Source organism: Arthrobacter sp. SLBN-112, from assembly GCF_006715225.1.
Classification (GTDB): Bacteria; Actinomycetota; Actinomycetes; order Actinomycetales; family Micrococcaceae; genus Arthrobacter.
On record NZ_VFMU01000001.1, the window covers coordinates 2,882,525 to 2,902,555 of the forward strand.

The 20,031-nt window shown below is 68.6% G+C and carries 16 protein-coding genes; 11 read left to right on the forward strand and 5 right to left on the reverse strand.

From position 1 onward, the window contains the following. Positions 1-2: 2 nt before the first annotated feature. On the forward strand, positions 3-1,052 hold the full coding sequence (gene cydB / locus FBY33_RS13320; protein WP_142030980.1) for a cytochrome d ubiquinol oxidase subunit II: 1,050 nt from the start codon (positions 3-5) through the stop codon (positions 1,050-1,052). Position 1,053: 1 nt separating this feature from the next. Next, the gene (gene cydD / locus FBY33_RS13325) at positions 1,054-4,458 is read left to right on the forward strand and encodes a thiol reductant ABC exporter subunit CydD (protein ID WP_142030981.1); all 3,405 of its coding nucleotides are present in this window, start codon (positions 1,054-1,056) and stop codon (positions 4,456-4,458) included. A 22-nt stretch (positions 4,459-4,480) separates the two neighbouring features. Here cydD and FBY33_RS13330 read toward each other — a convergent pair whose 3' ends face one another. Both FBY33_RS13330 and FBY33_RS13335 read right to left on the reverse strand, forming a co-directional pair. Next, on the reverse strand, positions 4,481-4,999 hold the full coding sequence (locus tag FBY33_RS13330; protein ID WP_142030982.1) for a DinB family protein: 519 nt from the start codon (positions 4,997-4,999) through the stop codon (positions 4,481-4,483). 34 nt (positions 5,000-5,033) lie between these two features. Further along, a complete protein-coding gene (locus FBY33_RS13335) occupies positions 5,034-7,553 on the reverse strand; it encodes a DNA gyrase/topoisomerase IV subunit A (protein WP_142030983.1) in 2,520 nt (839 codons plus the stop codon). A gap of 76 nt (positions 7,554-7,629) precedes the next feature. Here FBY33_RS13335 and FBY33_RS13340 point away from each other — a divergent pair, with 76 nt between their 5' ends. From FBY33_RS13340 to FBY33_RS13360, 5 genes are all read left to right on the forward strand, one after another. Further along, on the forward strand, positions 7,630-10,314 hold the full coding sequence (locus tag FBY33_RS13340; RefSeq protein ID WP_142030984.1) for a bifunctional acetate--CoA ligase family protein/GNAT family N-acetyltransferase: 2,685 nt from the start codon (positions 7,630-7,632) through the stop codon (positions 10,312-10,314). Positions 10,315-10,355: 41 nt separating this feature from the next. Then, positions 10,356-11,099 (forward strand): DUF5998 family protein, encoded by a 744-nt coding sequence (locus FBY33_RS13345; RefSeq protein WP_142030985.1) that lies wholly within the window; start codon positions 10,356-10,358, stop codon positions 11,097-11,099. Position 11,100: 1 nt separating this feature from the next. Continuing rightward, positions 11,101-12,339: an alkaline phosphatase family protein gene (locus FBY33_RS13350; protein WP_142032857.1), complete on the forward strand. Its 1,239-nt coding sequence runs from the start codon at positions 11,101-11,103 to the stop codon at positions 12,337-12,339. Further along, positions 12,332-13,063, forward strand: coding sequence for a thymidine kinase (locus tag FBY33_RS13355; protein ID WP_142030986.1), 732 nt, complete (start codon positions 12,332-12,334; stop codon positions 13,061-13,063). The genes FBY33_RS13350 and FBY33_RS13355 overlap by 8 nt, the downstream gene beginning before the upstream one ends. A 102-nt stretch (positions 13,064-13,165) precedes the next feature. Further along, positions 13,166-14,680 carry an HNH endonuclease signature motif containing protein gene (locus FBY33_RS13360; protein WP_142030987.1) on the forward strand — a complete coding sequence of 505 codons (1,515 nt, stop codon included), beginning with the start codon at positions 13,166-13,168 and terminating at the stop codon, positions 14,678-14,680. Positions 14,681-14,780: 100 nt separating this feature from the next. On the opposite strand, the gene FBY33_RS13365 is transcribed toward FBY33_RS13360, so the two are convergent. The 3 genes from FBY33_RS13365 to FBY33_RS13375 form a co-directional block, all read right to left on the reverse strand. Beyond that, complete coding sequence (locus FBY33_RS13365; RefSeq protein WP_142030988.1) at positions 14,781-15,389, reverse strand: dihydrofolate reductase family protein; 609 nt, start codon at positions 15,387-15,389, stop codon at positions 14,781-14,783. Between the two features lie 87 nt (positions 15,390-15,476). Continuing rightward, complete coding sequence (gene sepH / locus FBY33_RS13370; RefSeq protein WP_142030989.1) at positions 15,477-16,799, reverse strand: septation protein SepH; 1,323 nt, start codon at positions 16,797-16,799, stop codon at positions 15,477-15,479. Between the two features lie 147 nt (positions 16,800-16,946). Then, positions 16,947-17,435 carry a DUF3093 domain-containing protein gene (locus FBY33_RS13375; protein WP_142030990.1) on the reverse strand — a complete coding sequence of 163 codons (489 nt, stop codon included), beginning with the start codon at positions 17,433-17,435 and terminating at the stop codon, positions 16,947-16,949. A gap of 114 nt (positions 17,436-17,549) precedes the next feature. Here FBY33_RS13375 and dut point away from each other — a divergent pair, with 114 nt between their 5' ends. The 4 genes from dut (at position 17,550) to FBY33_RS13395 (ending at position 20,009) form a co-directional block, all read left to right on the forward strand. Then, positions 17,550-18,068, forward strand: a complete 519-nt coding sequence (gene dut / locus FBY33_RS13380) for a dUTP diphosphatase (RefSeq protein ID WP_142030991.1) — start codon at positions 17,550-17,552, stop codon at positions 18,066-18,068. 105 nt (positions 18,069-18,173) lie between these two features. Continuing rightward, positions 18,174-18,887 (forward strand): DUF3710 domain-containing protein, encoded by a 714-nt coding sequence (locus FBY33_RS13385; protein WP_142030992.1) that lies wholly within the window; start codon positions 18,174-18,176, stop codon positions 18,885-18,887. Between the two features lie 100 nt (positions 18,888-18,987). Next, positions 18,988-19,242 carry a hypothetical protein gene (locus FBY33_RS13390; RefSeq protein ID WP_327436750.1) on the forward strand — a complete coding sequence of 85 codons (255 nt, stop codon included), beginning with the start codon at positions 18,988-18,990 and terminating at the stop codon, positions 19,240-19,242. After that, positions 19,239-20,009 carry a DUF3159 domain-containing protein gene (locus FBY33_RS13395; RefSeq protein ID WP_142030993.1) on the forward strand — a complete coding sequence of 257 codons (771 nt, stop codon included), beginning with the start codon at positions 19,239-19,241 and terminating at the stop codon, positions 20,007-20,009. Before FBY33_RS13390 ends, FBY33_RS13395 begins: the two co-directional genes overlap by 4 nt. The last annotated feature ends 22 nt before the right edge of the window (positions 20,010-20,031 follow it).

Consider the following 20,031-nt stretch of genomic DNA (forward strand, 5'->3'; position numbering starts at 1 on the left):
CAATGGAACTGCTTCCCACCATTTGGTTCATCGCCATCGCGGTGCTGTGGACCGGCTACCTCTTCCTGGAGGGCTTCGACCTGGGCGTGGGGATGCTGATGAAGCTCTTCGCCCGCAACAACACCGAGCGCCGGGTGCTGTTGAACACCATCGGACCCGTCTGGGACGGCAACGAGGTGTGGCTGCTGACCGCCGGCGGTGCCACCTTCGCTGCCTTCCCGCTCTGGTACGCGTCGCTGTTCTCCGCGCTGTACCTCCCCCTGCTGGTGGTCCTGCTGGCCCTGATCTTCCGCGCGGTGGCCTTCGAATACCGCGGCAAGGTGGACACGGACAGCTGGCGGAACCGGTGGGACTGGGCCATCGCGCTGGGTTCCTTCTTCGCCGCCTTCGGCGTGGGCGCCGCGCTGGCCCTTACCACCACCGGCCTTCCGCTGAACGCCAACGGCGACCGCGAAGGCGGCCCGATGGCCTGGTTCAGCGGCTACGCCCTGCTGGGCGGTATCGCCGTGGTGGGGTTCGCGCTGCTCCACGCCCTGGCGTTCCTGGCCCTCAAGACCGACGGCGAGGTACGGCACCGCGCCCGCCGATGGTTCGTGCGGCTCCTGCCGGTCCTGCTGCTGCCCATCGCGGCGTGGGCCCTCGCCATCCAGTTCATGGACGGCAAACCCTGGACCTGGACCGCCGTCCTCCTGGCCGTTGCTGCTGCCGTTACTGCCTGGCTGCTGGCCCGGAACGGCTCCGAGGGCCGGTCCTTCCTGGCCCTGGGCGCCTTCCTGGTGCTCGGCACGGCATCCATCTTCGGGGCCGTGTACCCGGTGGTGCTGCCCTCCACGCTGGACAGCGCCTTTGACCTCACCATCTCCAACGCCTCCTCCTCGGACTACACCCTGGGACTGATGAGCATCGTGGCAGCTGTTGGCCTTCCCCTGGTGATCGCCTACCAAGCCTGGACCTACTGGGTCTTCCGCCGCCGCGTCAGCGCCGCCCACATCCCGGAAGCCCACAGCTTCCTGCCGGCGGTGGCCGCCAGGGCGTTCACCACCAAGGGCTGACGTGCGGCCCACCTTTCCTGCCGGTCCGGCAACCCGCTCCGCCATCTACTGGCTGGGAGTCCTGGCCGCCCTCAAGGCCCTGTCCCTGGTTCTGATCGGCCAGGCCGTGGCGTCCGCCCTGGCCGGCCTGGTAGCCGGGAACCCTGCCTGGGCAACCCAGCTCACAGCCGGACTCGCCGGCGTCGTCCTCCGCTCGCTGACCGTCTGGGGCCAGGCCATCGCCGCCCGCCGCGCCGCCCTGGGAGTCAAGGAAGAACTCCGGGCGGAGCTGCTGGCGCGTGCCCTGCGCACGGGTGTCCGGTCCTCAGGCCCTGGCGACGGCGGCCTGGCGGTACTGGCAACCCGGGGACTGGACGCCCTGGACAGCTACTACACCCAGTTCCTTCCCGCGCTGGTCAACTGCGCGGCCGTGCCACTGCTGCTGGGGGCCCGGATCCTCTTCGCGGACTGGGTGAGCGCGCTGGTCATTGTCCTCACCGTGCCCCTGATCCCGGTGTTCATGGTGCTGATCGGCCGATACACCGAGGACAGCGTCCGCGAGGCGCAGGCATCGCTGGCCCGGCTGAGCGCCCACATGCTGGAGCTCGCCAAGGGCCTGCCGGTTTTGGTGGGACTGGGGCGGGCTACCGCCCAGCGCAAGGCCCTGGAGGAAATCTCCGACGAATACCGCACCCGCACCATGGGCACCCTGCGGACCGCCTTCCTGTCCGCCCTGGCCCTGGAACTCATCGCCACCATTTCGGTGGCCGTCGTGGCCGTCTTCATCGGTGTACGGCTGGTCCACGGCGACATGCCACTGGAAGCCGGCCTGCTGGCGCTCCTCCTGGCACCGGACTGCTATCTCCCGCTGCGTGAACTGGGCACCGCCCACCATGCCAGCGACGACGGCCGGGTGGCGCTCGCGGAAACCGCCGCCGTGACCGGCGCGCCGGAGCCAACACCCCTGCCGGCGGCAAAGGCCGCCAGGCCTGGTGCCCCGCTGGAGGCCACCGGACTTACCGTGACCTACCCCGGACGGTCCGAAGCAGCCGTGGGACCCCTCACCTTCACCGCGCCGCAGGACAGGATCACCGCCCTGGACGGACCCAGCGGCGCAGGCAAGAGCACCATCCTGGGCGTGCTGGCCGGAACCATCGGCACCGGCGACGGGACGGGCATCACCGGATCCATCAGCGGACTGGACCGCAGTACCGTGGCCTGGGTGCCGCAGCACCCCGTCATGGTGGCAGGCGCCGTCCTGGACGAGGTGCTGCTGTACCTTTCGCCGGACCCCGGCTCCGGACGGGACCGGTTGGCCGCCGAAGAGACTGCCCGCCGCTGCCTTGACCGCGCCGGCGCCGCCCACCTGGCCGCGAAGCACCAGGCGGAGCTGAGCCCCGGCGAGCTGCGTCGCGTGGCCCTGGCCCGCGGGCTGGCCAGGATCGAGGCCGGCGCCACCCTCCTGCTGCTGGATGAGCCCACCGCCCACCTGGACGATGCTTCCGCGCTCGTTGTGGAGGACGCCATCCGGCGGCTCCGCGGCCGGGCCACCGTGATCCTGGTTGCCCACAACCAGCGCACCCGGCAGCTCGCAGACCTGCTGGTGCCGGTGCGAACGGGGAGCCAACCCGCGCCGGCAACACTCCGGGATGACAGCGCTGGCGAGGTCCTGCCCTCTGCCGCCACGGGCCCCGCTGCCGCAGAGACAACCGGGGGCAACCCAAGCAACAACGCCGGTACCCGCCAGCCCGCCCAGGCCGCACCTGGCCCGGTCCGCCTCCTGGCCGCCCTCCTGGCGCCGGTGCGGGGAAAGTTCGCCGCCGCCGCTTTGGTCGGCACCCTGGCGGCCGTCTTCGCCGTCGCGCTTTCCGGCCTTTCCGGCTGGCTCATCATCCGCGCCAGCGAGCAGCCGCCCATCCTCTACCTCCTGACCGCCATCGTGGGCGTCCGGTTCTTCGGCATCGGCCGGGCCGTCTTCCGCTACTGCGAGCGGCTGCTGCTGCACGATGCCGTCTTTGCCGCACTCACCCGTCTGCGCGGCCGGCTCTGGGAGTCACTGAGCCGCAGGGCCCTGTCGCTGCGCCGGCTCCTGCAGGGCGGCAACGTGCTGGGGACGGTCATTGACGACGTGGACACGGTCCGCGACCTCCTTCCCCGCGTGGTCCTGCCGCCCATCACGGCGTTTGCAGTGTCCGTCCTGGCCGTGACCGCCACCGCCGTCCTGGTCCCGGCAGCCCTTCCCGCGGTGGCCGGTGCGGCCATCAGCGGCCTGCTGGTGGCGCCCGCGGCCGCCCTCTGGGGCGATCGAAAATCCGCCACCGCCGAGCAGTCCCTTCGCTCCGGCGTCCTGCGCCGCGTGACGGCGGCCCTGGACGCGCGCGCCGAACTGCACGCAAATGGCGTGGCACTCCGCGTGCTTGAGCCGCTGCTGGAAGAAGACCGCCGCGCCACGCGCGCATCCCAGCGCTCCGCCTGGGCCGACGGCCTGGGACATGCAATCGCCACGGCCGCCTGCGGCACCGCTGCGCTGGCCGCCGCATGGCTGGCGGCTCCCGGCGTCCTCGCGGCCCAGGTGGCCCCGGCCACGGCAGCCGTCGTGGTCCTCCTGCTGCTCGCGCTGGTGGAACCGTACGCAGCGATGACGACGGCGGTCCGCCAGTTCCCGGCGCTCCGTGCCGTCATGCGCAGGGTGGGGGAGTCGGGGGCCCTTGAGGGCGGCGGCGACGCGTCCGATGGGCTGCAGTCCGTTCCCGGCCGGGCGGGCGGTGTGCCCGGCGTTGAACTGGTGGACCTTGCCGCGGCGTGGGCGGGCGGCTCCCCGGTCTTCACAGGCGTGGACGCGGTGGCTGCTCCGGGGCGGTGGCTGGCAGTGACCGGGCCCTCGGGTTCGGGAAAGTCCACCCTGCTCTCGGTGCTGCTGGGGTTCCTGCCGCCAACTGCGGGCCAGGTGCTTGTCACCGGCCGCGCGGCATGGTGCCCGCAGGAGGCGCACCTTTTCGACTCCACCATCCGCGGCAACCTGATGCTGGGCCGGCCGTCCGGAAGCGGTGCACCGCCCCTGACGGACGACGGACTGGAAGCCGTCCTGGCCGCCGTCGGACTTGCCGGCCTGGTGGGCCGGCTCCCGGCGGGGCTGGACACCCGGATTGGTCCCGGCGGTGCCTTCCTGAGCGGCGGTGAGCGCCAGCGGCTGGCCGTGGCACGGACCCTGCTCACAGGTGCGGAGGTGATCCTGTTGGATGAGCCCACCGCCCACCTGGACGCGGAGTCTGCGGCCGCCATGCTGGCGGACCTGCGCGCAGGGCTGCGGGACCGCACCGTGGTGCTGGTCACCCACAACCCGGCGGACATCCTGGCCGGCGACGCCCGGCTTGACCTTTCGGCATCATCCGGACAGCCCCGGGAATCGCTGGCCGCTTCCCGCTAGGCCCGGACTGGCTAAGTTTTCTTTAGCCGTCGACGTCGTGAAGGTGGTGGACGACGTCGTGCAGGAAGTATTGGGAGAGCGTGAGGACAGTGAACTCCGAGCCGTTGCTGCGCAGCCCCCTGCGTCCCCAGTCCTCTTCCCGAACGCGGGCGAAGGCCTCAGCAGCCTGGTGGCCTTCCGCCGCCAGTTCGCGGGCCACCTCGGATGGTTCGGCGTTGGCGTAGTCCTTCTCAACGGCCGTCCGGTCCTGGTCCCAATCCTCGAAACGGGCGCCGTCTTCGGCCAGCATCAGGTTCAGCCGCTGGTCGAAGAGTGCGAAGACGTCCCGCACATGGCACGCATACTCCAGTGCCGACCATGTGTCGTCGTCGGGGCGCTGCGCTGCGTCCGGCCGGCGGAGGACGGCCCGCCACCGGGGGATCATGCTTTCGATGCTCCCGGGAACCGTTGATGGCGTGGCCGTGGAGGCGTCGAAGGAGCATTCCGGGCAGGGGCGGGACAGGACCCAGGTCCAGTCCTTGGCATCAGGAACGATAGGCATGGGAGCAGTCTAAGCGGTAGGCATGGGCCCGAAGCTACGCCTCCTCTGCCGGGCCGTCCGTCCATGCCATGGCCGGGCCCACGGCTTCAACCGCCTGGGAAAGCGGGACGCCCGAACCGTCGCGGCGGCCGTGTTCCTGGGGCAGGGACCGCGCCACGCCTGCAGCGGATGATGCCTTGGCCGGCCCGTGTCCCGCCCAGGCGAGCAGAAGCATGTCCTCACCCTTGAGGAACCGGTGCGACCGGACCCCGGCGGTGGCACGTCCCTTGGCCGGATACTCGGATAACGCCGTGACCTTGGCCGTGCCCGGGGCGGTGCCCGGCAGGGCGCCGTTGGTGCCGGCGATGGTGACCACGACGGCGGCCTCGTCCTTGGGCTGGACGGCGCCGAAGAAGATCACCTGGTCGCCCGCGGCGAGCTTGATCCCGGCCATGCCGCCGGCGGTGCGTCCCTGGGGGCGGACGACGGCGGCGGGGAACTTCAGCAGCTGGGCCTCCCTGGTGAGGAACACCAGTTCGGCGTCGTCGTCTCCGGCGGGAGCCACCCCCACCACCACGTCCTTGTCCTTGAGGGTGATGACTTCCCAGTCCTCGCGGTTCAGCGGGTAGTCCGGCTGGACGCGCTTCACCACGCCCTGGGCCGTGCCGATGGCCAGGACCTCGTCAAGGCGTACGAACGCCACCAGGGTTTCGCCCTTCACCAGGGTGAGGAACTCCTTGGCCGGGACGCCTCCCGCCAGGTTGGGCAGGCCGGTCACCGGCGGCAGGACCGGCATGTCCATGACCTGGAGGCGCAGCATGCGGCCCAGCGAGGTGACGGCCGCGATTTCACCGCGGGCCGAGGTCTTCACTACGGAGGCGTACACGTCATGCTTGCTCCGGGGCCCTGCCTCGGCCAGCGGCTCCTGGTTGCTGGTGCGGGCCACCTGCCCGGAGGCGGTGAGGATGGCCCAGCAGGGGTCGTCAGCGATCTCCAGTGCCAGCGGCGCGGCCTTGCCCTTTTTGCCATTGGCCGCCACGAGCTCGGCGGACGCAACGGTGGGGGCCACGGCCTCGGATTCCAGCAGCACGGTCCGGCGCGGGGTGCCGTGTTCCTCGGCAATGGCTCCGAGTTCGTCGGAGACCACGGTGCGGAGCAGCTCCTCGGAGTCCAGGATGGCCTGCAGCTCCGCGATTTCGCGGCGGAGTTCGTCCTGTTCCTTCTCCAGCTCGATCCGCGAATACTTGGTGAGCTGGCGGAGGCGCAGTTCCAGGATGTAGTTGGCCTGGATCTCGGTGAGGTCGTAGATGGACATCAGGCGCTCACGCGCTGCTGAGGCCTCGTCGGAAGACCTGATGATCTGGATGACCTCATCGATGTCCACGATGGCGATGAGGAGGCCCTCCACCAGGTGGAGGCGGTCCTTCTTCTTCCCGAGCCGGAAGACAGTCCGGCGCCGGACCACGTTGATGCGGTGGTTGACGTAGACGCGCAACAGGTCCACCAGGCCAAGCGTCTGCGGCTGGCCGTCCACCAACGTGACGTTGTTGATGCCGAAGGAGTCCTCCATCGGCGTGTACCGGTAGAGCTGGTGCAGGACCGCGTTCGGGTTGAAGCCGTTCTTGAGCTCGATGACCAGCCGCAGCCCGTGCTTGCGGTCGGTCAGGTCCACGATGTCGCTGATACCGGTCAGTTTCTTGGCGTTGACGGCATCCTTGATCTTCTCGATCACCTTTTCCGGGCCCACCATGTACGGCAGTTCGGTGACCACCAGGCCGGTACGGCGTGCGGAGAGCTGTTCCACCTCCACCTTTGCGCGGGTCTTGAAGGAGCCGCGGCCGGTGGCGTAGGCGTCGCGGATGCCGTCCAGGCCAACGATGCGGCCGCCGCTGGGCAGGTCAGGGCCCGGGACGAACCGCATGAGGTCATCGAGGGTAGCGTCCGGGTTGGCAATCAGGTGCCGGGCGGCGGAGATGACCTCCACCAGGTTGTGCGGGGCCATGTTGGTGGCCATGCCGACGGCGATGCCGGTGGCACCGTTGACCAGCAGGTTGGGGAATGCGGCGGGAAGGACGTCCGGCTGGGTCAGCTGGTTGTCGTAGTTGGGGACGAAGTCCACCACGTCTTCGTCGAGGTGGTTGGTGAGGGTGAGGGCGGCCGCCGCCAGCCGGGCCTCGGTGTACCGCGGCGCTGCCGGGCCGTCGTCGAGCGAGCCGAAGTTGCCGTGGCCGTCAATCAGCGGCAGCCGCAGCGAGAAGTCCTGCGCCATGCGCACCATGGCGTCATAGATGGCGGCGTCGCCGTGCGGGTGCAGCTTGCCCATGACTTCGCCCACCACGCGGGCACTCTTGACGTGGCCCCGGTCCGGGCGCAGGCCCATGTCGCTCATCATGTACAGGATGCGGCGCTGCACCGGCTTCAGCCCGTCACGGGCGTCGGGGAGGGCACGGGAGTAGATCACCGAGTATGCGTACTCCAGGAAGGAGCCCTGCATTTCGGACGTCACATCGATATCGACGATGTTTTCCGTGTAGTCGCTCTCCACGATGGGCTGTGAACTTTGGCGGCGTGCCATGGGGTTTGGTAAATCCTTCTGGGGTTACTGCGCAGCCTTGGGGTGTGCTGCGATAGTTTTTGGCTAGGCTAAGCCTATGGTGGATCAGCCCGGGGACGGCGAATATCCGGAACATTGGGAAGCCGATGTCGTCCTGCGCGACGGCGGGACAGCGCACCTGCGGCCCATCCACCCGTCGGACGCGGACGCGGTGCAGGCCTTCCACACCGGACAGTCGCAGAATTCAATCTACATGCGCTTCTTTGCGTTCAAGGCCAGGTTGTCCGCCAAGGAGCTCAAGCGCTTCACGGAAGTGGACTACAAGGACCGGGTGGCGTTCGTCATCACCATCCACGGGGAAATCATCGGCATCGGCCGCTACGACCGGCTTTCCGATCCCACCGAAGCAGAGGTCGCCTTCAACATCGCCGATGCCCACCAGGGGAGGGGCATCGGGTCCATCCTCCTGGAGCACCTGGCCGCCGCCGCGCACGAAAACGGGATCCGGAAGTTCAGCGCGGAAGTATTGCCGGAAAACCGTAAGATGCTGATGGTCTTCTCCGACGCCGGCTACGACGTCAAGCGCCACTTCGACGACGGCGTCGTGAGCCTCGAGTTCAACATCAACCCCACCGAGAAATCACGCGCCGTGATGGAATCCCGCGAGCACCGCGCCGAGGCGAGGAGCGTCCGGGAGCTGCTGGCGCCGTCGTCCGTTGCCGTGATCGGTGCCAGCCGCAAATGGGGCACTGTGGGGTACCAGCTGCTGGAGCACATCATCGAGGGCGGCTTCCACGGGTCCGTGTATGCCATCAACCCCGAGGCACTGGAGCTGGCGGGGATGATGTCCTACGGCAAGCTCTCCGAGGTTCCCGAACCCGTCCAGCTGGCCATCATCGCCGTCCCCTACGAGGAAGTGGCCGGCGTGGTGGCTGAGTGTGCGGCAGCGGGCGTCAAAGGCGTCGTGATCGCCTCGGCAGGCTTCGCGGACGACGGCGGGCGGGGCCTCATGCGCCAGCGCTCCCTGGTGCGCCAGGCCCGGGCCAACGGAATGAGGGTGATCGGCCCGGCATCGCTGGGCATTGCCAACACCCACCCTGACGTGTCCCTGAATGCCTCCATGGCCCCCACGATGCCCCGCCGCGGCGGCCTGGGCCTGTTCAGCCAGTCGGCAGCCATCGGCGTCTCGTTGTATGCCGCTTCCAGCCGGCGCCGGCTGGGACTGTCCAGCCTCCTCTCGGCAGGCAACAGGGCTGATGTCTCCGGCAACGACATGATGCAGTACTGGGAGGACGACGCCGACACCTCCGCGGTGGGCCTGTACCTGGAATCGATCGGCAACCCGCGCAAGTTCTCCCGGATCGCGCGCCGCCTGGCCCGCACCAAGCCGGTCATAGTGGCCAAATCGGACACCATGGGACTGCGCCTGCCGCCCGGACATGCGGTCCGGACCACGCAGGCGCCGGCCGGCGCGCTGGATGCCATGCTGCGCCAGTCGGGCGTGATCCGCGTGGAAACGGTGGAACAGCTGGTGGACGTGGCCCAGGTGGTATCAGGACAGCCGTTGCCCGCAGGACCGGACGTGGCCGTCTTCAGCAACTCCCAGGCGCTGGGGAACGTCGTGGCGGACAGCGCCGCAGCACATGGGCTGGGAGTGGCCCAGGTGGTTGCCGGACTGGACCTCGATGCCGGCCAGTCGGTGGCCCTGCCTGCCTTGCGGAAGGCCCTCCTTGACGCCCTGGCCTCGGATGCCGTGCACGCCGCCGTCGCCGCGCTGTTGCCGGCCCGCGGGCTGACTGCCGACGCCGTGGCGCAGGTATTGGCGGAATGTTCCGCCAGCGCCGGGAAGCCTGTGGTGGCAGCATTCACCGGCATCCTGGACCCCGCCATCAACGTCGAGGGCCTGGTGGGGGCGGAGGGCTGTACCGTCCCGTGCTTTTCCAACCCCGGCGCCGCCGTGGCCGCGCTCGCGGCCGTGGTCAGGTACGTGGAGTGGGCGGCCCGCGACCAGGGGCAGTTCGTCGAACCCGACGCCTGTGACCCCCGGCAGGCAGAGGCCGAACTCGACGCCCTGCTGCGGGACGTCACGGGCGAACAGCTCAAGCAGCTGGACCCCGCTGCGTCTGCGTCCCTGCTGGGGCATTACGGCATCTCCGTCCTGCCCTCTGCCGGCTTCACCACCCCGGACGAAGCTGTGGCCGCAGCAGACGCGCTGGGCTGGCCGGTGGTCCTGAAAACCACAGACCCCGCACTGCGCCACCGGCTGGACCTTGGCGGGGTGCGCCTCGGCATCGAGGACGCGGAATCGCTGCGGCTCAACATCGAGCAGATGCGCCGGGCGCTCGCGGCCTACGGCGATCCGGTCCTGGAAGTCCAGGCCATGGCGCCCGTGGGGCAGGCCTGTACCTTCCGTGCCATCGAGGATCCGCTGCTGGGCCCGGTCATCTCGTTTGGCCTCGCCGGCGACGCCGTGAACCTCCTGGATGACTGGTCGCACCGGGTACCGCCGCTCTCCGCGGCGGACGTCCACGATTTCGTCCGGGCCCCGAGGGCATCCCGGAAGCTCTTCGGCTACCAGGGCCTGCCGGCCGTCGACGTCCAGGCGCTGGAGGACCTCGCCGCGCGGCTGGCCTGGATGAAGGACAACCACCCGGAGATCGCGCTGGTGGAATTTAACCCAGTCTTGTGCGGTACCGCCGGGGTCACCATCCTCGCCGCTGACGTGCGCATCGGCAACGCCGCGCAGCGCACCGACAGTGCCCGCCGGGCCATGCTGGGCTGACGCGGTTAGCAAGTGACCGGACGATCTGTGAAAATGGGGGCATGAGCTTCCAGCCTCCCGCTTCGGCGCCCGAAACGCCCGGAAATGAAAACCAGGCAGTCCGCCAGCACAGCTCACACAACCACGGAATCCAGGGCCAGAGCCTGGAAGATGCGCTGCAGAAGGCAGGGTTCTACCCGCGCCTGCTGTCCGACGTCGTTGATGACGCGCTGGACGGCCGCGACTGCGTGGCCCACCTGGTGCACCTGGAAACCCACTTTGACCGTGCGGAGGTGCGCCGCCACATCACCGTGCTGGTCCTCACCGCGGACATGCTGGTGATCACCCACGTGGACGACCAACAGCTGGATGAGGCGGGGGAGCAGATCGTCGCCCAGATCTCCACGGAGTCGGTACCCGTGGCCCAGATCCGGTCGGTGGTCCTGAGCTACATGTACGCCCAGCCGCAGAACTACAAGCCCTCGGACCCGGTCCGGGAACTCACCTTGTCCATTGCCTGGTCTGGCGGCCAACGGCTGGACATGGGTCCGGCCAGCTGCGGAGATCCGCAGTGCGAAGCGGACCACGGCTACACCGGAACCATTGCCCAGGAAGACATCGTGCTGCGCATCAGTGCCGAGGCTGACGGGCTGCAGGCAGTGCAGGACGCCAAGCTCTTCGCCCGGGCCCTGCGCGCGGTCAACACCGGTTCAGCGGCTCCCGTATCCCACGCCCAGTCCATGGCGCCGCGGCCCCGTGCCGGGGTGTTCGGCAACCGGCTCAGCCGTGGGCACCAGCAGCGCTGAGATGCCGGAAGAACGCCACTCCGCCCTCCAGGAAACCACAGCCACCGGCCGCACTCCCGACCTTCCCGCCGCGCCAGCCTATGGACAGCGTTCCGTCGCGGAAGTCCTCACCAGCGCCGCGGCCAGCATCGGCGTGGAGGGCTTCACCAACGCCTTGGGGTTCCCGGCCGCATCACGCGTCTGCGTAGTCCTCGCTGACGGGCTGGGCAGGAACCTGCTGAAGCAAAAGGCGGCCCACACGCCCTTCCTGCGGGCCGTAATGCAGGCCGGGCAGGGCGAGATCCCCGTGTGGCTGGACTCCGCCTTTCCCTCCACCACGGCAGCGGCACTGTCCAGCTTTGGGACCGGCCTTCCTCCGGGCCGGCATGGCATGGTGGGCTATGACGTCCTGGACCCCGACCAGGACAAGGTGGTCAATCTATTGGGGAACTGGGATCCGGGCGTGGACCCGGCCACGTGGCAACCATTCCCCACCGTGTTCGAACGGATCGCCGACCGGGTGGATGTCAGCACCGTCAGCCTCGGCCAGTTCGACGGCTCGCCCATGACCCGGGCTGCCCTGCGCGGTGGCAGGTTCATTTCCGGAACCACCGCCCACGCCCGGACTGCCTCCGCTGCCGAGGCCATGGCAGGGGCCGGCCCGTCCCTCATGTACTTCTACGTCAATGAGCTGGACAAGGCGGGCCACCGTTACGGCTGCCGTTCCGAGCAGTGGGAACACCAGCTGGAAGAGCTCGATGCCACGGTCAAGCGGCTCAACTCCTCGCTCCCCGCCGGGACCACCATTGTGCTCACCGCGGACCACGGGATGCTGGATGTCCCGGAAACCCAGCGGATCGATTTTTCCACCCATCCGGAGCTGGTGGATGGCGTCCGCCACACGGCCGGGGAACCGCGCATGGTGCACCTGTACCTGGACCACGCGGACCTGGAAGCGGATGCAGGCGTGCGGGACAGGCTGCTTGCCGCATGGAAGGCGCGGTTCGGTGACCGGGTCTGGGCCTTCACGCGTGCGGAAGCCATTGCCGGGGGACTCTTTGGTGATGTCCGGCCCGCTGTTGCCGGCAGGATCGGTGACGTGATGATCGCGGCCCGTGACGCCGTCGCGCTTTACGATGGCCGGCGCATGCGGCCCACTGCCATGGAAGTGGTGGGCCAGCACGGCTCCCTGACGAAGGCGGAGCGGGAGGTCCCGCTGCTGTGCTTCACGGCTGAAGGAAGGAACCGCCGGCGTGGCTGAACTCATCTTCTTCTCCGGCACCATGGACTGCGGCAAATCCACCCTGGCCCTGCAGATGGACTACAACCACCGGGTCCGCGGCCGCGGCGGCGTACGCTTCAGCCGCAACGACCGGGCCGGGGAGTCGCGGATCTCAAGCCGGCTGGGCCTGGAGACGGACGCCGTGGAGGTGCTGGACAGCACCGACTTCTGGGAGGAAGTCATGCTTCGCCGCACCCAGGGACGGCGCGTTGACTACCTGATCTGCGACGAAGCCCAGTTCTACACTCCGGAGCAGGTGGAGCAGCTGGCCAAGGTGGTGGACGAAATCGACGTCGACGTTTTTGCCTTCGGCATCACGGCGGACTTCCGCACCCGGCTGTTCCCCGGTTCACAACGGCTCATCGAGCTTGCCGACCGGGTGCAGGTGCTCCAGGTGGAGGCGCTGTGCTGGTGCGGACGCCGCGCCACGCATAACGCCAGGACGGTCGACGGCGTCATGGTCACCGAGGGCGCGCAGGTTGTGGTGGGCGACGTGGACATGGTGATTGAGACTGGCGCCGCCCCGGACGCGGAGCATGTGCCGGTAGTGGGCTACGAGACGCTGTGCCGGCGCCACTTCATGCGGCGGGTAACCGCCCACGGCGCCAGCCTGATGGCCCAGCAGGACCAACTGCTGCCGTTCGACGTGGATGCGTGCCTGTGGCGGGGTTCGGGCGGACCGGGGGAGAACCGCGGGGCCTAGGCTTTACGGCGCGTCACCCTGGACACGGTTGGCTGTGGATAGGGCCGCCCCTTGCGCTGACGGTTGCCTGTGAATGTCAGACCCCCTTGTCATGATGGGTTTATGGGGAAAGCGGCGGTGGCGAAGGCGTTCGGGGATATCCGGGCGGCCCTTGCCGTGCTGGATGCGGAGGTGGACGGTGCAGGTTCGTTGCCGTTTTCCGTGGCTGATCCGTTGGCTGGTCTGGCCGATGGGTGCCTGGACATTCTGGCCGGAGCCCGGGAGGTGGAGTCCGGGATCGCGGGCCTGAAGGCGCGGGCTGCGGTGCGGTACGCGGAGGCTGCCTGGGCTGTTGCGGGGCCGGATGTGCCGGTGGTGGCGCAGGAGATGGCGGTGGCTGCGGAGATCGGGTGTGTGCTGGCGCTGGGGCCGCGGGCTGCGAGGTCTTTCCTGTCCACGTCCCATGCCCTGACCGTCGGTTTGCCGCGGACCTTGGAGGCGTTGCAGGCCGGCGTGCTCTCATGGCAACACGCCGTGGCCATGGCCGACGAAACCGCTGCCCTTGATCCTGCGGGCGCCGCGGCGTTGGAGGCACATTTCCTGGACCCAGACGCACCTGACGCAGCCCGGGGGTGCCCGGTGGGGCAGATGCCGGCGCACCGGTTCAAGGCCAAGGCCCGGCTCTGGCGGGAACGCCATCACGCGGAGTCGATCGAGAAGCGGCACGCCAGATCGGTACTGGACCGACGGGTGGAGTTTCGGCCGGACCAGGACGGGATGGCCTGGCTCTCGGCGTGCCTCCCGGCGGAGCAGGCTGTGGCTGGCTGGAACCGGCTCACCGCTGTTGCCCGTGGGATGCAGGGCCCGCACGAGTCCCGGAGCATGCCCCAGTTGCGTGCTGACAATTTCGCCGATGCGATCCTGAGTGGTGGGTTGGGCGCCAGCGGTGTCAGCGGTGCGGGCAATGCCTGCGGGATTGGTGACGGTGTTACCGGTGAAGGCGGCAGAGAGGGAGTCGATGCGCTGGCCGGGACCGGTGCAGGAGTGGGCTTGTCCTCATCGATCCGCGCGCAGGTTCTGGTGACGGTCCCGGTGTTCGCGCTGATGGGGGTGACGGATGAGCCGGCGGTGCTGGACGGATTCGGGCCTATCCCACCGTCGATGGCCCGGCGGTTAGTCGCTGACGGCGCCGACTCGTTCCACCGGGTGTTGGTGGATCCGCGGGACGGGGCGCCGCTGGAGATCGGCAGGACCAGCTACCGAATCACGAGAGCGATGCGGGCCTGGTTGCGGATGCGGGACGGCAAGTGTCCGTTCCCGGGTTGCAGCAACAACTCCTTGGACAACGAGGCGGACCATCTCCTCGCGTGGGCCAAGGGCGGCGCAACGGGGATCAGCAATTTGGGACAGCCCTGCCCGAAACACCACAAGCTCCGGCACACCACAGGCTGGAAACCCACCCCGGCCGGCAAAAACGAACCACCCGGCTGGACCTCACCCACCGGCCGCTACTACGCGAGCGAGCACCAGGACTGGGAGCCACCCAAGTTGCCGCGCTGCTTACCAACACTTGGGCGACCGCAACCTGAAGAACGAAGCCTCCTCGAAGACACGCTCATCGAATTCCTCGCTTCGTGACGCCGAACTTCTGCACCTCTGGCCGACGGACCTCAATGGCAGCAGGAAGTGGGCGGTGTGTCCCAGTGACTTCTGGGCGCTTACTAACTAGGCGGGCGTTCTACTGGGGAACCCGGCGGTAGCGGATGTGGGTGGCCAGCGGCGAGTGGAGCACCTCGACCGGCTCGAAACCGAAGGATTCAACGCCGTCGAAAATCCGTTCCCCTGAACCGAGCAGGACCGGGGCGATGTCGAGGGTGAGCTCGTCAACCACGCCGGCGGCCAGTGCCTGCCGGACTGTCGACGCTCCGCCGGCAATATCCACGCCGTTGTCCCCGGCGGCCTCCCGGGCTGCGGCGTAGGCGGCGTCGAAGCCGTCCGTGATGAAGTAGAAGGCAGTCCCGCCCTCCATCTGGATGGGGCTGTGCGGATGATGCGTCAGAACGAAGACGGGGGCGTGATATGGGGGTTCGGCGCCCCACCAGCCGCTCCATTCCTCATCCCAGTCCCCGCGGATGGGGCCGAACATGTTGCGCCCCATCACGTAGGCGCCGCGTGGGCGCATCAGCCATTCGTTGGCCACCTTGTCGGCAGCGTTCGCCCGGGGGTCGCCGATGTGCCAGGCATGGAGTTCCAGCCCCCGCCGGCCCAGCGGGTTGTCCCGGCTCTGGTCCGACCCCGCGACGAAACCGTCCAGCGAGACTGACATGTGGCAGGTTGTGTCCGGCACCGCAAACCTCCTGGTGATGGTGCCTTGCACGCGGCACGTGCTGGGGATCGTAGCACGTGACCTAAGCCATAGGGGAGCCTGGGAAGGCTAGTCGCTCCGGGTACCGAAAACGATCTCGTCCCAGGACGGCACGCTGGACCGCTTGGGCCGTGCAGGCCGTTCCGGCGCCTCAGTCTCCGGCAGCTGTCCGGTGGAGGGGGCAGCGTCGTTCTGCTTTGCTGCCGGGCGCCGGGGATTACTGCCGAGCAGTTCATCCAGCCCGGCTCCGCCGGACGATCCGGAACCTGCCGCGGGAGCGGAACCCGAGGGTTTCTGCGGGGACGCCGCAATGGTGATTTCCCTCGTGTCGGTGCTCACGCCGTCGTGAAGCCGCAGCGCATCGTCGTGGTTGTCGCGGTGCGGCGGAAGGAGGCTGAGCCTGGACAGCATGGAAGGCCTGGTGTCCCTGCGCCTAATGAAGGACTCGCCCTGGGCTGCCGGCGCATCCCGCTGGTCATCCTGCGGTTCCGGCTCTTCTGCCTCAGGTTCGGCCGTCACCTCCGAAGGGCGGGGGTGGGCGGCGGGCACGCCGTGCGTGAGCAGCAGCGCCAAGGCGTCGTCCGAGTCCTCATCCACGCCCAGCCGCTGGCCGCGCCGTGACCGGAGCATGTCCAGGAGGCCGTCGGCCTCCTTGCCCGAATCCTGGGCGGGTCCTCCCTGGCTGCCGGACGGGGTCTTGGACGCATCCGCATCCGTCTCGAAATCAAAGGGGCGGTCGGAAACGGCGGTGAGCCGGCGGGCAGGAACGGGCCCGTCCAGCGGCTCAAGCTCGCTCAGCTGCTGCGCCCAGCGGTTGGTGTTCTGCAGTGACTTCCGTCCCGGATTGAAGGTCCACAGCGCGGGAGGCTCTTCGCCAATGCCCGAGTTGCCGCCGGACTTGGCCTCAAAGCTTGCCGACACAGTCCATGTACCGTCCTGGCGCCGCCAGGAGTCCCATTCCACTGTTGCGGGGTCGATACCGTGGGCGGACAGGCGGTGGGCCACCATGTCGTCCAGGGTTGCCGGGTTGTCACCGAAAGCGGAACGGTAGACGTCGTGGCCGGGGGAGGGCGCCGCGACTTCGACTTTCCGCGCCTGCTGGGCAACGTATTCGCGCTCGGCGAGGACCGGGCCCTCGTAGCGCTCAACCTTGGCCAGCGGCATCCCGGACAGCTCAGCCACGTCCGCAGCCGTCGCTCCGGCACGAATCCGCGCCTGGATGTCCCTTGGGGACATGGGAACGGCAGGCCTTTCCGCCCGCGGCTTGGCCGTGGACCTGCTGGCCGTCCTGAGGGCCTCATCGATCGGCAGCTGGAACATTTCGCCGCCGGCCCCGCTCAACAGGAGATGCGTCCCGTCGTCGTGCACGCCTACAAGCCGTAGATCCTGCATACAAATCCTCCACCCTGGCATTACTATCAATCGAAACTCTGCCACCCGGCGGCGGGGAATTGGCTCAAGGAGCAGGGCGCGCCGTGATTTTCCGCTGGAACCAGGCCGGAAAGGTGGGTTCAGGCCACGGCCAGGCAGCCGGCAGCGTCAGTGCCGTGCCAGGGCGGCCGTCAACTGATCAGGATGGCGCGTCGAGGCCAGCCAGTAGGGGGTCCGGTCGGCGGGGTCCGTGATCTCGATTTTCACGACCGGGTCGATCCAGCCACGGATGCACAGGTAGGCAAGCCCGTTAAGCCGGGTGCCCCGTTCCGCCGTCGCCTCGCCGGCCTTGAAGTGCTGCACGGCGCCGACGAAACGGCGCTCAATGGTGGCCCTGCCAACGGTGAGGGTGTCCGCCGTGACCATGATGACGGGGGTGGAAAGAACCAGGAGGACAGTGATGATGGCGAAGAGCACCAATGCCGCGGTGTAGCCCGCCGCCATGCTGATCGGGGCGAACACCAGGATGCCGGCTGCGGAAACGCCGGCTGCGATAATCCAGATCCAGGCATTCGGCCACAGCTTCTCCCTGTAGATAACAGCTGTCCCGGCAGAGGGTGTGCTGGGAACGGACGCAGACGGGCTTGAATCGGGCATAGCCCCAGCTTTCCACCTTTGGCCCGCTATTTCACCTTGGACCAGGCACCCCCCCGGCTTCAAGTGGCGGCCTCCCTAGGAGTGATTTGGGGGCGCGGGTTAGAGTGAGTGACTGTGACTGATCATCCCGCCACGGTAGACCTCGTCCCGGACGCAGCATTGCCCGCCCCCGCAGCTCCCACCCTGCAGATCCAGCTGAAGATGCTGGATCCGGAGCTGGAGGCGCCGTCCTACGCACATCCGGGCGACGCCGGCGCAGACCTCCGTGCCCGCGAGGACGTGGTCCTGATGCCCGGGGAGCGCAAACTGGTCCCCACCGGCGTCGCCATCGCACTTCCTTACGGGTTCGTGGCCCTTATCCACCCCCGGTCCGGCCTGGCCACCAAGCACGGCCTGACGATCGTGAACGCCCCCGGCACCGTCGACGCCGGCTACCGGGGCGAGATCTCGGTAACGCTGCTGAACACCGATGCGTCCCAGCCGATAGAGCTCCGACGCGGCGATAGAATTGCCCAAATGGTCATCCAGCGGGTGGAGCATGCCCAATTCATTCCTGTCAGCGAACTGAACGGATCCGTGCGCGGCGCGGGTGGCTTCGGCTCCACCGGCGGGTTCAACGTCCCCGGAGCCTGACCTTAGGCTGCACCGCTGCCACGCCGGCATGCACGACCGCGGAACCTCCAATGTTCCGGCGGCAGGTTTCAGGACTGGCATATTTTCAGAATTAAGGAGTCACCCATGGTCTTCGGGTTCGGCAGGAAAGATAAGAAGGAAGAGCCGGCAGAGCCGGTCGACGAGCTCACCGTTGCGGAGGGCGAAGAAAGCGCATCAGCCACCGGCGTGCGCCGCCACGACGGACCCTTCGACGAGGCCGAGATCAGCGGCCGGGACGGCTATGTGGACCTTGGCGCCCTGCTGATCACGCCCAGCGAGGGCCTCCAACTCCGCCTCGAAGTGGAAGAGGCCACGCAGCGCGTGGTGGCAGTTACCCTGGACCTCAACGGCTCCAGCCTTCAGCTGCAGGCCTTCGCGGCGCCCAAGACCGAGACGCTGTGGGACGAGATCCGCGAACAGATCGGCCAGTCGGTGGGTGCCCAGGGCGGCCAGGTTGAAGAGGTGGAGGGCGCTTTCGGTACCGAACTCGTGGCCAAGCTGCCCGCCGGGCTCCCGGACGGCAGCCAGGGCTACCGCGTGGCCCGCTTCATCGGCGTCGATGGTCCCCGCTGGTTCCTGCGCGGCGTCCTGGGCGGACCTGCGGCGATGGAACGTCCCGCCGCTGAGCCTCTTGAGGCCCTCTTCCGGCAGGTCGTTGTGGTCCGCGGTGACAGCCCCATGCCGCCGCGCGACCTCCTGCAACTGAGGCTGCCCAAAGACGCCTCCGCCACTCCTCCGCCCGCCGCGCCCACCTTGGAGGAGCCCGAACGTGGTCCCGAAGTTACCCAGATCGGCTGAGTCTCCCCGCGACAATTCCGTGCCTGCCTCCGGTGGCATCACCCCCCTGGGACAACTGCCGGACAGGGGACGGGTCATGTGCCAGGGGCACGTTGAATCGGTGACCTTTGTCCCTGCCGACCGGACCCCGGAATTCAGCGCCATTCTTTCCGAGGACGATGCCGGGCGTCCCGCTCCGGGTCCGAGGCGCGGCAGGCCAGCGCGGCTCCGTGTCGTCTGGCTGGGCCGCCACCGTGTGCCCGGCATCGAAGCAGGCGCACAGATCCGGGTTGAGGGGATGCTGGCCCGGGGCAAGGACGTGCCCACCATCTTCAATCCCCGCTACGAGATACTGTCCCGCCAGGAGCACGAATGACCGCCCAAGAGCCCGAACAACAGCCCTCCGGTCCTGCACAGCCGGGCGGAGCGCAGCAAGGCACGCCGCAGGCTCCCGGACCGTCCCCGGTTGCAGGGCTCGCCGCCGGGTACGCCGCAAAGGCCGGGCTCCACCGCACCCACGACGGGCGGGTGGACGTCCTGCGCAGCGCCGGGGGAGTGCAGGGCATTGCCGAGAGCATCGTTCCCGGCCTCGTGTTCCTGGTGGCCTTCACCATCACCCGCGAGCTCACGTTGTCCCTGGTGGCAGCCCTGGCATCCGCGGCAGTGTTCACCGTCGTCCGCCTGATGCAGCGGCGCCCCCTCACCCAGGCCCTCGCGGGCGTGGTGGGCGTGGGCATTTCCGCCTGGTTGGCCAACACCACCGGCAAGGCCGAGGACTTCTACCTGCCAGGCTTCTTCACCAATGCCGCCTACATCCTGGCCATGGTCATCTCGATTGCCGTCAAGTGGCCTGTGGCCGGGCTCCTCTTCGGTTTCATCCGCAACGAAGGGGTTGAGTGGCGCAAGGACCCAGACCGGGTCAGGGCGTACCGCCTGGGCACCTGGATCATCGTGGCTGTGCTGGCGCTCCGCCTCATCGTGCAGGTGCCGCTCTACCTGATGGGCACCGACGGCCTGGCCGCGCTCGCCACCACCCGCCTCATCATGGGGGCGCCGCTGTACATCCTCGGCGTCTGGACGGCCTGGCTCGTGACCCGGCCTGCCCGGGCGGAACCTGAAGCCGGGGCAGACCAGGCCGCGTGACGCCCCGGTGCGCAGCCGCACG

Bases quoted from the DNA above. Each gene is read 5' to 3' on its own strand.
- cydB (WP_142030980.1), top strand. From the start codon at position 3: ATGGAACTGCTTCCCACCATTTGGTTCATCGCCATCGCGGTGCTGTGG.
- FBY33_RS13330 (WP_142030982.1), bottom strand. From the start codon at position 4,999: ATGCCTATCGTTCCTGATGCCAAGGACTGGACCTGGGTCCTGTCCCGC.
- FBY33_RS13335 (WP_142030983.1), bottom strand. From the start codon at position 7,553: ATGGCACGCCGCCAAAGTTCACAGCCCATCGTGGAGAGCGACTACACG.
- FBY33_RS13340 (WP_142030984.1), top strand. From the start codon at position 7,630: ATGGTGGATCAGCCCGGGGACGGCGAATATCCGGAACATTGGGAAGCC.
- FBY33_RS13345 (WP_142030985.1), top strand. From the start codon at position 10,356: ATGAGCTTCCAGCCTCCCGCTTCGGCGCCCGAAACGCCCGGAAATGAA.
- FBY33_RS13350 (WP_142032857.1), top strand. From the start codon at position 11,101: ATGCCGGAAGAACGCCACTCCGCCCTCCAGGAAACCACAGCCACCGGC.
- FBY33_RS13360 (WP_142030987.1), top strand. From the start codon at position 13,166: ATGGGGAAAGCGGCGGTGGCGAAGGCGTTCGGGGATATCCGGGCGGCC.
- sepH (WP_142030989.1), bottom strand. From the start codon at position 16,799: ATGCAGGATCTACGGCTTGTAGGCGTGCACGACGACGGGACGCATCTC.
- FBY33_RS13375 (WP_142030990.1), bottom strand. From the start codon at position 17,435: ATGCCCGATTCAAGCCCGTCTGCGTCCGTTCCCAGCACACCCTCTGCC.
- FBY33_RS13385 (WP_142030992.1), top strand. From the start codon at position 18,174: ATGGTCTTCGGGTTCGGCAGGAAAGATAAGAAGGAAGAGCCGGCAGAG.
- FBY33_RS13395 (WP_142030993.1), top strand. From the start codon at position 19,239: ATGACCGCCCAAGAGCCCGAACAACAGCCCTCCGGTCCTGCACAGCCG.